This is a genomic window from Microbacterium protaetiae, from assembly GCF_004135285.1.
GTDB classification, from domain to species: domain Bacteria; phylum Actinomycetota; class Actinomycetes; order Actinomycetales; family Microbacteriaceae; genus Microbacterium; species Microbacterium protaetiae.
The window spans coordinates 3,572,162-3,586,412 of the sequence record NZ_CP035494.1; the positions used below are offsets into that span (position 1 = coordinate 3,572,162).

The following is a 14,251-nucleotide window of genomic DNA, read 5'->3' on the forward strand; positions in this document are numbered from 1 at the left end:
GTCATTCTCCGTTCGCAGATTCGGCTTCACGCATCAGCTGGGCATTGCGGCGGTCCAGAGATGCTCCCTTGATCGTCGCATACCCCCACATCGCACCGAAAACCAGTGCGACGAGCAAGATCGCCGGCACGAGGAAGGCGGCCAGGGCAAGCGCCACCTGCAGCGCCCAGCCGACGACGATCCCCCAGCGATAGCGCAGCACACCGCAGGTGGCCAGCATCAGCACCGCCATGATCGCCCCGGCGACGATCCCCCACCAGTCGGCCACGCCCTCCGGCAGCACCTTCAGACCGAACACGACAAGTCCCGCCAGAAACACGATGAGAGTCTCGAAGACCAGCACTATCTGGCCGAGCGATTCGGCGGCTCCGCGCCGACGCCGCGGCGCGGCATCCGGCCTCTGTGCTTCCTGATCGCTCACGCGTTCCACCCGCTCTTCCAGTCCTCGGCCTTCGACAGCGCGATAGCCTGCCCTGCCAGCACGATCGAGCCGGCGATCACGACGGCACGGCGATCGGATGCCGCGGCCCATTCACGCGCGGCATCGGCCGCATCGCCCAGGTCGGGGTGCACCGTCACCGGCAGCCCTGCTGCCTCGACGAGGTCGGCGACCTCATCAGCGTCGCGGGCCCGCTCTGACTCGGGCGCGGTGGCGAACACGCGCGTGGCGACGGTGGCGATCTCGGCGACGATGCCGACAGCGTCTTTGTCGGCGAGCACACCGAAGACGACAGCCCACTCATCGAAGTCGAACGACTCACGCAGCGCCTGCGCGAGCGCGTGTGCGCCGTGCGGATTGTGCGCGGCATCCACCAGAACCGTCGGTGCCGTGCCGACCAGCTGCAGGCGGCCGGGCGAAGTCGCCTCGGCGAGGCCTTCGGTGACGATCGAGTCGGGGATCGGCTGCGTGGCCGCGCCGATGAGCGATTCGACGGCGGCCAGGGCGAGGGCAGCGTTGAAACCTTGATGCGATCCGTACAGCGGCAGGTACTCCTCGGTGTAGGTGCCGCCCAGGCCCCGCACCGTGATCTGCTGACCGCCGACGGCCAGGCGCTGCTCGACCAGGGCGAAGTCCTCGCCCTCGAACGCTATCGTCGCGTTCTTCTCGGCCGCGACCGCGCGCAGCACGCGCTCGGCCTCGGGCACCTGGTGCGCCGAGACGACGGCCGCGCCCTCCTTGATGATCCCGGCCTTGACCGTCGCGATCTTCTCGATCGTGTCGCCGAGCCGGTCGGCATGATCCATCGCGATCGGGGCGATCACCGCGACGTCGCCGTCTGCGGTGTTCGTCGAGTCCCACGAGCCGCCCATGCCGACCTCGAGCACCAGCACGTCCACAGGCGCGTCGGCGGCCACGACGAAACCGAGCACGGTGAGCAGTTCGAAGAAGGTCAGGGGTGCGTCGCCCGCGGCCGCAAGCTCGGCGTCGACGATCTGCACGAACGGCTCTATCTCGTCCCAGGCATCGGCCACCGCGCCGTCGTCGGCCGGCTCGCCGTCGATGAGGATGCGCTCGGTGAACCGCTCCAGATGCGGGCTGGTGAAAAGTCCGGTGCGCAGGCCGTGCGCGCGGATGAGGCTCTCGATCATGCGTGCTGTCGAGGTCTTGCCGTTCGTGCCGGTGATGTGCACGACGCGGTAGGTGCGCTGCGGGTCATCGAGCAGTTCGAGCACCCGGCGGGTGCGCTCCACGCGGGGCTGCACCCACTGCTCGCCCTGCCTGGTCAGCAGCTCGGCGTACACCGCATCGGCACGGTCACGGTCAGTCATCGTCGCTCTCCTGTCGTGCGACCGCGATGAGCAGGTCGCCGGTGTTCGCGTACTTTCCTGCGGTGATCAGCGCGACGTGGTCGGGGCGGAACCCGTAGGCAGCCTCCCACGCGTCGAGCGAGTCCCCGATCGGAGACTTCCCGTCGCGCACCAGCGGGCCGAAGGCCGTGGCCAGCGTCTCACTCATCAGCAGCTCGGTGTTCGGCTTGTCTGCCGGCGATCCCTGCACCGGGAACACAGCCGCGTCTTCTGCACTGTCGAACAGGATGTACAGGCCGATGCGGTCGCTCACGTCGAACGCCGCGGCCTTGCGGGTGTCCTGCACGGCGCGGACGACGTCGCGCGCGAGGCCCTCTGCTTCCAGCTCGGGCGTGGTCACGGTGTCGAGCAGCACGATTCCGCCCTGCGGCAGCACGGCGAGCGCCTCGCCCTCGGGGCGGCCGCTGGTCTCCAAGACCAGCTCATACTCAGCAGGCTCAAGTGCGATGCCACCCGCGGTGACCACGCCGTCCTGCTCGCTCCAATCCCCCGACTTCGCAGCGCGGATCGCCTCCTGCACCCGCTTGCCCAGGCGGGGACCGGCGGCGCGCGCGTTGACCGACAACCGGTGGGTGATGCCGTAGTCGGTCGCGGTCGACTCTGCGAATTCGACGAATTCGGCGGCCTTCACGTTGAGCTCGTCGCGCAGGATCGCCTCGTACGGCGCCAGGGCCGCGGCATCCGGCACCACCACCGTCAGGCGTGCGAGCGGCAGACGCACGCGCTTGCGCTCTTTCTTGCGCAGCGCGTTGGCGACCGATGAGACCTCGCGGATGGTGTCCATCGCGTGCCTGATCTCGACATCGTCGGGGAAGGATGCCGCGTCCGGCCAATCGGTCAGGTGCACGCTGCGGCCACCTGTGAGGCCCTGCCAGACGCGCTCTGCCACGAGCGGGATGAGCGGAGCGGCCACCCGGCACAGCGTCTCGAGCACCGTGTAGAGGGTGTCGAAAGCCTCAGTGGAGCGCGGGTCTGCGGCATCCACCCCCGTCCAGAACCTGTCGCGCGACCGCCTGATGTACCAGTTCGTCAGCACCTCGGCGAAGTCCCGCAGTCGCTCGGTGGCCGTCGTCGAGTCAAGTCCCTCGAGATCGGCGGCGACATCGGTGACCAGCCGGCCGGTCAGCGAGAGGATGTACTGGTCGAGCACATCGGTCGAATCCGTGCGCCAGGTGGCCTCGTAGCCGCCCGACGCATTCGCGTAGGTGGCGAAGAAGTACCACGCGTTCCACAGCGGCAGCAGGAACTCGCGCACCCCCGCGCGGATGCCCTCTTCGGTGACGACGAGGTTTCCGCCGCGCAATACCGAGCTCGACATCAGGAACCAGCGCATGGCATCGGAACCGTCGCGGTCGAAGACCTCGCTGACATCGGGGTAGTTGCGCAGCGACTTCGACATCTTCTGTCCGTCGCTGCCCAGCACGATGCCGTGGCAGCTGACGCCGGTGAACGCCGGCCGGTCGAACAGCGCCGTGGACAGCACGTGCATCAGGTAGAACCAGCCGCGAGTCTGTCCGATGTACTCGACGATGAAGTCGGCCGGCGCGTGCGTGTCGAACCACTCCTGGTTCTCGAACGGGTAGTGCACCTGCGCGTACGGCATCGAGCCCGAGTCGAACCACACGTCGAAGACGTCCTCGATGCGACGCATCGTGGACTGCCCCGTCGGGTCGTCGGGATTGGGCCGGGTCAGCTCGTCGATGTAGGGGCGATGCAGATCGACCTCACCCTGCGCGTTGCGCGGCAGCGTGCCGAAGTCGCGCTCAAGTTCTTCGAGCGACCCGTAGACGTCGATGCGCGGGTGGGCCGGGTCATCACTGCGCCACACCGGGATCGGCGAGCCCCAGTACCGATTGCGGCTCACCGACCAGTCGCGCGCGCCCTCGAGCCACTTGCCGAACTGGCCGTGCTTGACGCCCTCAGGCACCCAGGTGATCTGCTCGTTGTTCGCGAGCATGCGGTCTTTGAAGTCGGTGACACGCACGAACCAACTCGACACCGCGCGGTAGATGAGGGGGTTGCGGCAGCGCCAGCAGTGCGGGTACGAGTGCTCGTAGCTCTGCTCGCGGATGAGCCGACCCTTGCCCTGCAGCAGGCGGATGAGCGGACGGTTGGCGTCCATCCACAATTGCCCCGCGACATCGGTCACCTGCGCAAGGAAGCGCCCGCCGTCGTCGAGGCTGACCACGACCGGGATGCCGTGCGCCTCACACACCCGCTGGTCGTCTTCGCCGTAGGCCGGGGCCTGATGCACGATGCCGGTGCCGTCGGTGGTGGTGACGTAGTCGTCGACCAAGATGCGCCAGGCGTTTCCGGTGCCGTAGGTGTCGGCGTCGGCGTAGTAGTCGAACAGGCGCTCATACGCGACGCCGTCGAGCTGGGCGCCCGTGACGGTCTGCGAGATCGCGGCAGCTGCGGCATCCCCCGTCTCATAGCCCAGATCTTTGGCGTAGTTCGCCAGCAGGTCTTCGGCCAGAATGTACGACGCGTCGTCATCGCGGGCGGGCCCGGCCGGTACGACGACATAGCGGATGCCGGGACCCACCACGAGGGCGAGGTTGGTCGGCAGCGTCCAGGGCGTGGTGGTCCAGGCCAAAGCCTGCACGCCCTCAATGCCGAGCGTGGTGGCTTTCTCGCCGATCAGCGGGAACGTGACGGTGACCGACGGGTCCTGGCGCATCTTGTAGACGTCGTCGTCCATGCGCAGCTCGTGGTTGGAAAGCGGCGTCTCGTCGCGCCAGCAGTACGGCAGCACCCGGTAGCCCTCGTAAGCCAAGCCCTTGTCGTACAGGGTCTTGAACGCCCAGAGCACCGACTCCATGAACGAGACGTCGAGCGTCTTGTACCCGCGCTCGAAGTCGACCCAGCGCGCCTGACGGGTGACGTAGTCCTGCCACTCGCGGGTGTACTCGAGCACCGACTCACGCGCCTTCGCGTTGAAGGTCGCGATGCCCATCTGCTCGATCTCATCCTTCTCGGTGATGCCGAGCTGCTTCATCGCCTCAAGCTCGGCGGGAAGCCCGTGGGTGTCCCACCCGAACACCCGGTCGACCTTCTTGCCGCGCATGGTCTGGAAACGCGGGAAGACGTCCTTCGCGTAGCCGGTGAGCAGGTGCCCGTAGTGCGGCAGCCCGTTCGCGAACGGCGGGCCGTCGTAGAACACCCACTCGTCGGCACCCTCGCGCTGTGCGATGGACGCGCGGAACGTGTCGTCGCGATCCCAGAACGCGAGGGTCTCGCGCTCGATCTCAGGCAAGCGCGGGCTCGGCACGGGAGCGGCGGCGGGGCCGAAGGCGGATTCGCGGGGGTAGGTCATGGGCGTCTCGCAGGGTCGTGTGCTCTGCGCCGGGACGACCTCTGCTTTACGCACGGGCCGCGGTACCACCCCGCGTGAGCGCACGCCCTTCGCGCGCGCTCCCCTCTCACAGCGGCTGTGACGGGCCTGCCCCGCTCGGTTCTACTGAACGCTTGCGCGCTGTTCTTCCGAGAGCTCCCCGGTGATGGCCGGATCGGTGCTTTGGGTTCATTCTATCCGCCGTCGGCGGGCGGTTTGCGGCATCCTCGCCCTCGCATTTTCTGGAACGGGTCCAACTAGCCCGCCGCGGTGGCAGGATGGAACCTCGTGACCACTGCGCCCACGCTCCCCGATGCCACTGCCACCCCCGCCCGCCGCGTTGCCTGGGCATCGATGGTGGGAACGTCGTTGGAGTCACTCGACTTCTATGTGTTCGCGTACTTCTCTGCCTACTTCATCGGTCCGCTGTTCTTCGATTCGCTCGGCCATTTCGGCGCAACGCTCGCCTCGTTCGCCACGATCGCCGTGGCCTTCGTCGTGCGCCCCATCGGCGCCGCACTGTTCGGGCACATGGGCGACCGGCTCGGCCGTCGCGCGACGCTGCTGTGGACCGTGGGCATCATGGGCGTTGCCACCGGCCTGATCGGCGTACTGCCGACGTACTCGGCAGCGGGGTGGTGGGGTGCGGTGCTGCTCGTTCTTCTCCGTGTCGTGCAGGGGCTGTCGTTGGGTGGCGAATGGGGCGGATCGATCCTGTTGGCCACCGAGCACTCCGGGCGCCTGCGCCGCGCGTTCTACGCGGCGATCCCGCAACTCGGCTCGCCCGTCGGGTCGACGCTCGCCGCCGCACTCTTCCTGGTTCTGGCCGCTGCGATGCCGGCAGCGCAACTGGCGGCGTGGGGGTGGCGCATCCCCTTCCTGCTGGCGGTGCCGTTGCTGGCCGTGTCGCTGTACCTGCGCTGGTCCATCGATGAGACGCCGGTGTTCCGCCGGGTCGTCTCCGAGAAGCGCCGCGACCGCGTGCCGTTCGCGACGATGTGGGCCAAGCGTCCGGGCGCCATCGTGATCGCCATCGGCGCGGCGCTGCTGGGCATCGGCTCGTACTCGCTGATGAACACGTACACCGTCAACTACGGCGTCGAGCATCTCGGCTTCGACTTTCAGGATCTGCTGGTGGCCACCACGATCGGCGCCCTCGTGCAGTTCGTCACCATCCCGCTGTTCGGAGCGTGGGCGAATCGCATCGGTTCGGCGCGGGTCGTGGCGTGGGGAGCGCTGGGAACCCTGCTCATCACGTTCCCGATGTACTGGATGCTGCAGTTCGCGACGTTCCCCATCCTCGTGGGCACGATGGTGATCGGCGGCATTCTGCCGACGATGTCGTGGGCGGCGCTGGGCGGACTCATGAACGACCTGTTCCCCGATCACTTCCGCTATTCGGCGCTGTCGGTGTCGTACGCGATCGCGGCGACCGCCAGCGGTTTCGTGCCGCTGATCACCGTGGCCTTGGGCCAGGCGACGGGGTATGCGTGGTGGCACCCCGGCGTCATTCTTGCCGTGATGTCGGCGGTGACGCTTGTCGCGGCCTGGGCGGCATGGCGTTTTGTGCGAGTCCGCGAGGACGCCGCGGCCGCGGCATCCACCCCTGCCGGCTGAGGCTGCCGGAACCGGGTCGCGCCCGCGACTCTCAGTCACGCCTCGTCCGCGTCACGCCTCGTCCGCCCGCCTCCTCACCCGCCTCCTCACCCCGCTCCCTCACCCCGTTCCTCACCCCGCCTCCTCACCCCGCCCCTCGCCCCGCCTCCTCATCCCGCCCCTCACCCGTCTCCCCTCGCCCGAGGCGAGGAGATCTGCCGGGGCGAGGAGCCGTTGAGAGAGAAGCATCCTCGCGTCGGCCTTTCTCCTCGCCCGGGGCGAGGAGAATCCGGAGTCAGTCCTCAGGCCGCCAGGTGCAGTCCCTGCGTGATCGCAGCGAGGATCCGCTCGTGCACATCAGGCCAATGGTTTACGACCTGGTCGTATCCGACGCGGATGACGGTGTATCCGCGCAGTACGAGTTCTGCATCGTGGGCAATGTCGGACGCACGCTGGGCCCCGACATGCTGTCCGCCGTCGATCTGAAGGACGAGGCGGTCGCCGATGAGGTAATCCACCCTGTGCCCATACAGCCATACCTGTGTACGGATCGGTACGGGGAGCCACCGCAGCCGCGGGGGAATGAAGGTTTCCAGCCCAGAGTCGTGGAACGGCACGGCCGCGCTGAGCAGTTGTCGCGCCTGGCCACGGAACGGCACGCGCTTGAGCTTCTCTCTGTCGATCAACCCCTTGTTCAACGCGCTCTCCCACACGGCGAGGGCCGCCTCGTAGGGTTGGCACTGCGCCACAGCCTGAAGCACGTTCACGATCGGATCGAGCAGGGCTCCGGGGTCACGCGGCACGAGCGGCGCGAATCGGTGCAAGACCGCACCCGACACGGCGACCATGCCGGCGTGCGGCGCGCACGCGACATGTGTCATCGTGGCATCCAGCACCCACAGCCCCAGACGCTGCGCTCCCGTGATGCACGACAGGACGACTCCCGCACGCGCCGCCGTGCGTAGGTCCTTGTCAGCGTCTGGTGTTGCGACCCACACTCGCCGCTCCCGCACGAGGGCGCCAGAACGGACGGCGGCCGCAATGTCGTGTTTGCTCGTGCCTTCACGAATGAGCGTCTGGCTGCGCACCACTCCCCCGTGTTTGCGCACGGCCTGGAGCACGTGGTCGATTCGAGTCTGCATGCGTTCGAGAATGGCGCGATCGCGGCCCACAGAGGACGGAATCTGCACATCTGTGGAGAACGCGCGCCCTGTGGAGGAACCGATGTCGGCCCTTCCTCGCCCCAGGCGAGGAGATCTGCCGAGGCGAGGACCGACAAGCGCGAAAGCCTCCTCGCGTCGGCCTTTCTCCTCGCCTCGGGCGAGTATGCGGCGGGCGGGCACGGCAGCGCGGCTGGCAGCGCACGGGCTCAGCAGCGCGGCTGGCAGCGCACGGGCTCAGCAGCGCGGCAGCGCGCGGAGCCCGCGCAGACCGCGAGGCCACCGGTCAGCCAGCATCCAGGCGCCGGTACCCGTACATGTCGGTGATGCGGCCGTTGATCCACAGCGAGGTGCCCTCGGGCGTCTCGACCAGCAGGGTGCGGTTGTAGGCCTCGTCGACGACCTCGGAAGAATGACCGGATGCCGCGAGCCGGCGGGCCAGCGCATCGAGATCTCCGGTGTACTCCATGCCCAGCACGGTGCCCGCCTCTGAGGCGGCGTGGAAGGCGACCGAGCCGCCGCCGGGCGCCACGAAGTCGAGCCACGTTCCGCTGTCAGAACCGATCCGAGGGCGCAGACCGAGGGCCTGAAGAATCGGCCGCACGATGCCGGCGTCGGTGTCGTACCAGATGGGCTGCACGAGGATCTCTCCTGCCGCGGTCCGCGCACCGGTCGACGCGCTGACCTTCGCCCCCGTCGACGTCGTGGCCGTCAGCAGCGGACCGACCTCGTCGACCGTCGTCCGCATGACCGAGACAGCGAGCGGAACGAGTGCCGCCTCGGTCGCGTCCAGATCGTCGACGAGCACATGGATGTCGGTCGTGCCGGCAAGAGGGTCTGCGGCATCCACTTTATGCACGGCGAGGATGCCGTCGCCGTCGAGCTCGCTCCACACCTCGCCGGGGTCGAATGCCGGCACCAGGCCCAGCGCGACGGCGAGTTCGCGCCATTGCGCCGGGTGGGCGGTGTACTGGATCGCCTGCACTGTCACGGCCATGTCAGTCCTCCTCGAGATACCGGGTCAGCGCCCGTTCAACCAGGGCCGAGAGTGACATCCCGTCGTCGATCGCCCGGTGCTTCGTCTCCCGTACGAGGGCCGTCGGCAAGTACACGTTGAACTGCGTCTTGGCCGCGGGCGGGGCATCCCTTCTTTCTTGCATGCTAGCAATATAGCATCTAGGGGTCCGTCCTGTGTTCGGGTGCTCACGACCCCTCGCTCGAGGCGAGGGGATCTGCCGAAGCGAGGGCCGTTCTGCGGAATGGCGCCCCTCGCTTCGTCCAGTCCCCTCGCCCGAGGCGAGGACCGCGCACCCTGGGCAACCACGCGCATCCGGGCGCGCGCAGGGCGGTCGGGTAGAATGGCCGGACATCCCACACTCAGGCACGCTCACACAGTGCCGCCTATATCGCGCAAGGAGACCCCATGGCCGACGCATCCATTCCCGACAAGCCCGCTCTCGAGGGTCTCGAATCCAAGTGGGATGCCGCATGGCGCGAGCAGGGCACGTACCTGTTCGATCGCGACGCCGCCAAGGCCACGGGCCGCGCGGGCGTGTACTCGATCGACACTCCCCCGCCCACCGCGTCGGGCAGCCTGCACATCGGGCACGTGTTCAGCTTCACGCACACCGACGTGAAGGCGCGCTACGAGCGCATGCGCGGCAAGAGCGTGTTCTATCCGATGGGGTGGGACGACAACGGCCTTCCCACCGAGCGCCGCGTGCAGAACTACTACGGCGTGCGCTGCGACCCGTCGCTGCCCTACGACCCCGACTTCACCCCGCCGTTTGCCGGCGACGCGAAGAGCCTCAAGCCGGCCGACCAGGTGCCGATCAGCCGCCGCAACTTCATCGAGTTGTGCGAGACGCTGACCGAAGAGGACGAGAAGCACTTCGAGAGCCTGTTCCGCCAGCTCGGCCTGTCGGTGGACTGGACGCAGACCTACCGCACGATCTCGGACGAGACGATCCGCACCAGCCAGCTGGCGTTCCTGCACAATCTCGAACGCGGTGAGGCTTACCAGGCCCTGGCCCCCACCCTGTGGGACATCGACTTCCGCTCGGCGATCGCGCAGGCCGAGCTCGAAGACCGCGAGCAGCAGGCCGCCTTCCACCGCGTCGCGTTCAGCCGCACCGACGGCGAGGGCGATGTGCTCATCGAGACCACCCGTCCCGAGCTGCTCGCCGCCTGTGTCGCCCTCGTGGCCAACCCCGACGACGAGCGCTACAAGCCGCTGTTCGGAACGACCGTGCGCACGCCGCTGTTCGACGTCGAGGTGCCGATTCTCGCGCATCCGCTCGCCCAGCAGGACAAGGGCTCGGGCATCGCCATGATCTGCACGTTCGGCGACGTGACCGACATCATCTGGTGGCGTGAGCTGCAGCTGCCCAACCGCACGATCCTCGGCAAGGACGGCCGGGTCATGGCCGAAGCGCCCGAGGCTCTGGTGACGGATGCCGCGAAGGCGGCATATGCGGAGCTGGTCGGCAAGACGGTGTTCAGTGCCCGCAAGCGCATCGTCGAGCTGCTCGACGAGTCGGGCGACCTGAAGAACGTGTCCAAGCCGTTCAGCCACGCGGTGAAATTCTTCGAGAAGGGCGACCGGCCCCTCGAGATCGTCTCCACGCGCCAGTGGTACCTGCGCAACGGCGCCCGCGACGAGGATGTGCGCGCAAAGCTCATCGACTTCGGGCGTGGCATGTCGTGGCATCCCGACTTCATGCGCGTGCGGTACGAGAACTGGACGAACGGCCTCACCGGCGACTGGTTGGTGTCGCGGCAGCGCTTCTTCGGCGTGCCGATCCCGATCTGGTACGCGCTCGACGAGAACGGTGAGCGCGACTACGAACGGGTGCTGACGCCGGATGCCGCATCCCTGCCGATCGATCCGACAACCGATGTGCCGGCAGGCTACACCGAGGAACAGCGCGGCGTGCCCGGCGGATTCGAGGCCGAGAAGGACATCTTCGACACCTGGGCGACCTCATCGCTCACCCCTCAGCTGGCCGGCGGCTGGCAGCGCGACGACGAGCTGTGGAACCTCGTGGCGCCGTACGACGTGCGCCCGCAGGGGCAGGACATCATCCGCACCTGGCTGTTCTCGACCATGGTGCGCAGCGTGCTCGAAGACGGCCGTGCGCCGTGGAGCGATGCGGCCGTCTCGGGCTTCATCGTCGATCCCGACCGCAAGAAGATGTCGAAGTCGAAGGGCAATGTCGTCACCCCCGCCGACATCCTCTCCACGCACGGCACCGACGCGGTGCGGTACTGGTCGGCCTCGAGCCGGCTCGGTGCCGACGCGGCCTTCGACCCGCAGAACCCCACGCAGGTCAAGATCGGCCGGCGCCTGGCGATCAAGGTGCTCAACGCGGCCAAGTTCGTGCTGTCGTTCCCGGTGCCCGAGGGCGCCGAGGTGACGCATGCACTGGATGCCTCGATGCTGACCACGCTCGACGGCGTCGTGCGCGAGGCGACCAAGGCGTTCGAAGCGTACGACCACGCCCGGGCTCTCGAGGTGACCGAATCGTTCTTCTGGACGTTCTGCGACGACTACCTCGAGCTCGTCAAGGAGCGCGCCTACGACCAGACCGACGTGGGGCAGGCCTCGGCCGCCCTCGCCCTTCGTCTGGCGCTGTCGACGCTGCTGCGCCTGCTGGCCCCGGTGCTCGCATTCGCGACGGAAGAAGCCTGGTCGTGGTTCGAAGAAGGATCGATCCACCGTGCCGCCTGGCCCGAGCCGCTTCAGATCGCCGGCGACCCCGCGGTGCTCTCGGCGGTCAGCTCGGCGCTCGTGGGCGTGCGTCGTGCCAAGACCGAGGCCAAGGCATCGCAGAAGACTCCTGTGTCGCACGTGACGATCGCCGGCCCCGCCGACGTGGTCGCGGCGATCCGGCAGGCCGAGGGCGACCTCAAGGCAGTCGGACGCATCGATGAGGTCACTTACGGCGAGGGCGACGAGCTCGCCGTACGCGAGATCGAACTGGTCGCACAGGAGGCCTGACATGCAACTGGGTACCCGCTGGGCCGCCGGAGCCGAGCCACCCGCGCGGCTGACCCCCGAGTTCATCGCGCAGCTGCGCGCTGTCGAGGCCGATCTGCCTCCGGATGAAGAGGGCATCGCGCAGTGGACGCTCACCTGGCTCGATGGGCGGCCGGTCGCCGAACTCGACACCGGGGTGATCGTCACCCTCGATCACACCGGCGGAGTCGTCGTGCGCCACGACGACGAGGACGAGTTCGGCTAGACCGCCGCGGCGACCTCGGCGCCAGCCCGGCGCGTGCCCACGGTGATGAGCCGCCACGCGCACACCGTCACCACCGCGATCACGGTGCCGGCGACGATGAACGGAAACCTCAGATCGATGCGCGACACGAGTCCCCCGGCAAGCGTCGCGATCGGGAACAGCCCCCACGTCAGTGTGCGGTTTATGCCGAGCACCCGGCCGAACAGCGCACGGGGAATGATCTGCTGTCGCAGCGCGCCCCACGGCACGTTCCACACCGATACCGCGAACGCCATGAGTGCGTAGGCACCCACTGCTGTCACCACGCCGGGCGCACAGCCGACCAGCACGCAGAAGACACCGATCGCCAGACTGGCGACAGCCATCACGGTCCCGCGGCCGAAGCGCGCGACCAACCGCGACGCCAGCAGCGAGCCCAGCAGCGCCCCGATGCCGACGCCGGCGGTGACGAACCCGATCAGGGCCGGCGGAACCTTCATCTCGTCGAGGAAGAGCAGCACGGTCACCGCCTGGGCGAACGACAGACTGCACCCCACGATGGCGGCCAGCAGCACCATCGATCGCAGATATCGGTGCCCCCACAGGTAGTGCAGCGCGTCGCGCGCTCGCGTCCCGTGCACGACCTCTCCTTCGACCGCGGGTTCGAGCAGCGGGCGCGCGGCCGACAGCGGCAGCATCAGCGCCAACGCGATGGGAACGAGGTATCCCACGGCGCCGGTCCACAGAGGAAGAGCGAGCGAGACGGCGAACAGGATGCCGCCGATCGGCGTCGCCACGAAGCTGTCGACCGTTATCTGCACGGCCTGCACCCAGCCGTTCGCCCGGTCGAGCTGGTCACGCCGCACCACTCCCGGCAGCACCGCGTTCGTTGCATTGTCGAACAGCGTCTCTCCGACGCCGAACACCAGAACCCCCGCGAACAGCGCCCACAGATTCAATGCGCCATAGATCGAGAGCACGGCCAGCACAAGCGCCACCCCGCCGCGAAGAGCGTTGGCGACGGCCATCACCTTGCGCCGGTCGCAGCGGTCGACGATCATGCCGGCCGGCAGTCCGAACACGAGCCACGGCACGAAGGCCAGCGCCGTGATCGCCGAGATCGCCAGCGGGTCGCGCGTCAGCGTCGTGGCGATGAGCGGAACGGCCGTGCGTCCCACGCCGTCGGCGAGGTTGCTGAACGCCGCCGCGCTCCACAGCGTTCCGAACGCAGAGCCCAGCCGGTCCCGCGGTGCCGCACGGTTCACCGGTAGAACGAGTGCCGAGCCGCGTCGAGGTCGTACGCGCGTCGCTGCTCGACGGGGTCGAACCCCTCAGCGATCCGCTCGGCCAGCTGCTGCCGCCGGAGCATGCGCCGGTGCGCGGATGCCTCCAGCAGTCGTGCGCCGGTCAGCAGCATCCTCTCGACTGCCGTCGGCGGCGCCAGGTAGGCGCGGGCGGGGATGCCTCGGGTGGTCATGGCGGTCATGTCAGTGCCCCTCCTCGGGAAGCGGGAAGACGTCGGCGCGGATGGTGACGGTGCGCACGTCGTCTCCCTTCTGGTCTCGGTATTTCTCGACGTACTCGTCGACGATGGTCATCAGGCTGTGGGCCAGCTCGCCCATCTGCTCGGGCGTGAGATGCGCCGTCGCGGTGTTGATGCTGGCATCCGGATCGTCACGCTCGGGGTTCGCGATGCCCTCAGCGATGTATCTCATGAGCTGCTCGTGACGCCGGTTGAAGAACTCTGTCATGACGACTTGAGTGGCCGCGCGCCCGGACGGCGTCTTCAGTCCCTCGGGGCTGCCGAACGACACGGCGCCGCGCGGCCGCTCCCACCAGCGCTCGCGAGCGTTTCCGCGCCCCTCAGCCTCTTGAATCAGCCCGTGCTTGGCAAGAGCGCGCAGGTGGTAGCTCGTGGCGCCGCTGGACTCGCCCATCATCTGCGCGAGGCTCGACGCCGTCTGCGGCCCGTACTGCGACACGATGTCGTAGATGCGCACGCGCAGGGGGTGCGCGAGAGCGCGCAATGCGCTCCCCTCGATGACGCGCGGCTCGTCGTGTCGGGGCACCTTGTTCTCGCTCATGCATGCAAAGATACCTTTGCGAACACCTCTTTGCAAGTATTTCTT

12 protein-coding genes are annotated in these 14,251 nt (G+C 68.1%); 3 read left to right on the top strand and 9 right to left on the bottom strand.

Features of this window, described 5'->3' with window-relative positions; genetic code table 11:
• Nucleotide 1: 1 nt before the first annotated feature.
• Genes ET475_RS16660 through ileS form a run of 3 tightly spaced genes read right to left on the bottom strand, consistent with a single transcriptional unit; the run spans nt 2 to nt 5,125 of the window.
• Nucleotides 2-421, bottom strand: a complete 420-nt coding sequence (locus ET475_RS16660; protein ID WP_242497682.1) for a DUF4233 domain-containing protein — start codon at nt 419-421, stop codon at nt 2-4.
• Nucleotides 418-1,770, bottom strand: coding sequence for a bifunctional folylpolyglutamate synthase/dihydrofolate synthase (locus ET475_RS16665; protein WP_129392869.1), 1,353 nt, complete (start codon nt 1,768-1,770; stop codon nt 418-420). The genes ET475_RS16660 and ET475_RS16665 overlap by 4 nt, the downstream gene beginning before the upstream one ends.
• Nucleotides 1,763-5,125 (bottom strand): isoleucine--tRNA ligase, encoded by a 3,363-nt coding sequence (ileS, locus tag ET475_RS16670; protein ID WP_129392872.1) that lies wholly within the window; start codon nt 5,123-5,125, stop codon nt 1,763-1,765. Before ileS ends, ET475_RS16665 begins: the two co-directional genes overlap by 8 nt.
• A gap of 306 nt (nt 5,126-5,431) precedes the next feature.
• Between ileS and ET475_RS16675 the strand changes: the two genes are divergently transcribed.
• Entirely contained in the window at nt 5,432-6,760 is a 1,329-nt protein-coding gene (locus ET475_RS16675; RefSeq protein WP_242497683.1) for an MFS transporter, read from the top strand.
• A gap of 281 nt (nt 6,761-7,041) precedes the next feature.
• Here ET475_RS16675 and ET475_RS16680 read toward each other — a convergent pair whose 3' ends face one another.
• The 3 genes from ET475_RS16680 to ET475_RS16690 form a co-directional block, all read right to left on the bottom strand.
• Nucleotides 7,042-7,881: a DUF559 domain-containing protein gene (locus ET475_RS16680; protein WP_129392875.1), complete on the bottom strand. Its 840-nt coding sequence runs from the start codon at nt 7,879-7,881 to the stop codon at nt 7,042-7,044.
• Between the two features lie 304 nt (nt 7,882-8,185).
• Complete coding sequence (locus tag ET475_RS16685) at nt 8,186-8,896, bottom strand: hypothetical protein (protein ID WP_129392878.1); 711 nt, start codon at nt 8,894-8,896, stop codon at nt 8,186-8,188.
• Nucleotide 8,897: 1 nt separating this feature from the next.
• Nucleotides 8,898-9,059: a ribbon-helix-helix domain-containing protein gene (locus ET475_RS16690; RefSeq protein ID WP_129392881.1), complete on the bottom strand. Its 162-nt coding sequence runs from the start codon at nt 9,057-9,059 to the stop codon at nt 8,898-8,900.
• 263 nt (nt 9,060-9,322) lie between these two features.
• On the opposite strand from ET475_RS16690, the gene valS reads away from it, so the two are divergent.
• Nucleotides 9,323-11,899: a valine--tRNA ligase gene (gene valS, locus ET475_RS16695; RefSeq protein WP_129392884.1), complete on the top strand. Its 2,577-nt coding sequence runs from the start codon at nt 9,323-9,325 to the stop codon at nt 11,897-11,899.
• A 1-nt stretch (nt 11,900) separates the two neighbouring features.
• Entirely contained in the window at nt 11,901-12,143 is a 243-nt protein-coding gene (locus ET475_RS16700) for a hypothetical protein (RefSeq protein ID WP_129392887.1), read from the top strand.
• On the opposite strand, the gene ET475_RS16705 is transcribed toward ET475_RS16700, so the two are convergent.
• From ET475_RS16705 to ET475_RS16715, 3 genes are read right to left on the bottom strand one after another with little or no spacing between them, the layout of a single operon-like run.
• On the bottom strand, nt 12,140-13,387 hold the full coding sequence (locus ET475_RS16705; RefSeq protein ID WP_129392890.1) for an MFS transporter: 1,248 nt from the start codon (nt 13,385-13,387) through the stop codon (nt 12,140-12,142). The two genes, ET475_RS16700 and ET475_RS16705, sit on opposite strands and share 4 nt — an antisense overlap.
• Entirely contained in the window at nt 13,384-13,608 is a 225-nt protein-coding gene (locus ET475_RS16710; RefSeq protein ID WP_129392893.1) for a hypothetical protein, read from the bottom strand. Before ET475_RS16710 ends, ET475_RS16705 begins: the two co-directional genes overlap by 4 nt.
• Nucleotide 13,609: 1 nt before the next feature.
• Nucleotides 13,610-14,206 (bottom strand): winged helix-turn-helix domain-containing protein, encoded by a 597-nt coding sequence (locus tag ET475_RS16715; protein WP_129392896.1) that lies wholly within the window; start codon nt 14,204-14,206, stop codon nt 13,610-13,612.
• Nucleotides 14,207-14,251: the final 45 nt, after the last annotated feature.

Excerpts from the sequence above, each read along its gene's own strand:
- valS (WP_129392884.1), top strand. The coding sequence starts at position 9,323 with ATGGCCGACGCATCCATTCCCGACAAGCCCGCTCTCGAGGGTCTCGAA.
- ET475_RS16685 (WP_129392878.1), bottom strand. The coding sequence starts at position 8,896 with ATGGCCGTGACAGTGCAGGCGATCCAGTACACCGCCCACCCGGCGCAA.
- ET475_RS16680 (WP_129392875.1), bottom strand. The coding sequence starts at position 7,881 with ATGCAGACTCGAATCGACCACGTGCTCCAGGCCGTGCGCAAACACGGG.
- ET475_RS16665 (WP_129392869.1), bottom strand. The coding sequence starts at position 1,770 with ATGACTGACCGTGACCGTGCCGATGCGGTGTACGCCGAGCTGCTGACC.
- ET475_RS16700 (WP_129392887.1), top strand. The coding sequence starts at position 11,901 with ATGCAACTGGGTACCCGCTGGGCCGCCGGAGCCGAGCCACCCGCGCGG.
- ET475_RS16690 (WP_129392881.1), bottom strand. The coding sequence starts at position 9,059 with ATGCAAGAAAGAAGGGATGCCCCGCCCGCGGCCAAGACGCAGTTCAAC.
- ET475_RS16715 (WP_129392896.1), bottom strand. The coding sequence starts at position 14,206 with ATGAGCGAGAACAAGGTGCCCCGACACGACGAGCCGCGCGTCATCGAG.
- ileS (WP_129392872.1), bottom strand. The coding sequence starts at position 5,125 with ATGACCTACCCCCGCGAATCCGCCTTCGGCCCCGCCGCCGCTCCCGTG.
- ET475_RS16710 (WP_129392893.1), bottom strand. The coding sequence starts at position 13,608 with ATGACCGCCATGACCACCCGAGGCATCCCCGCCCGCGCCTACCTGGCG.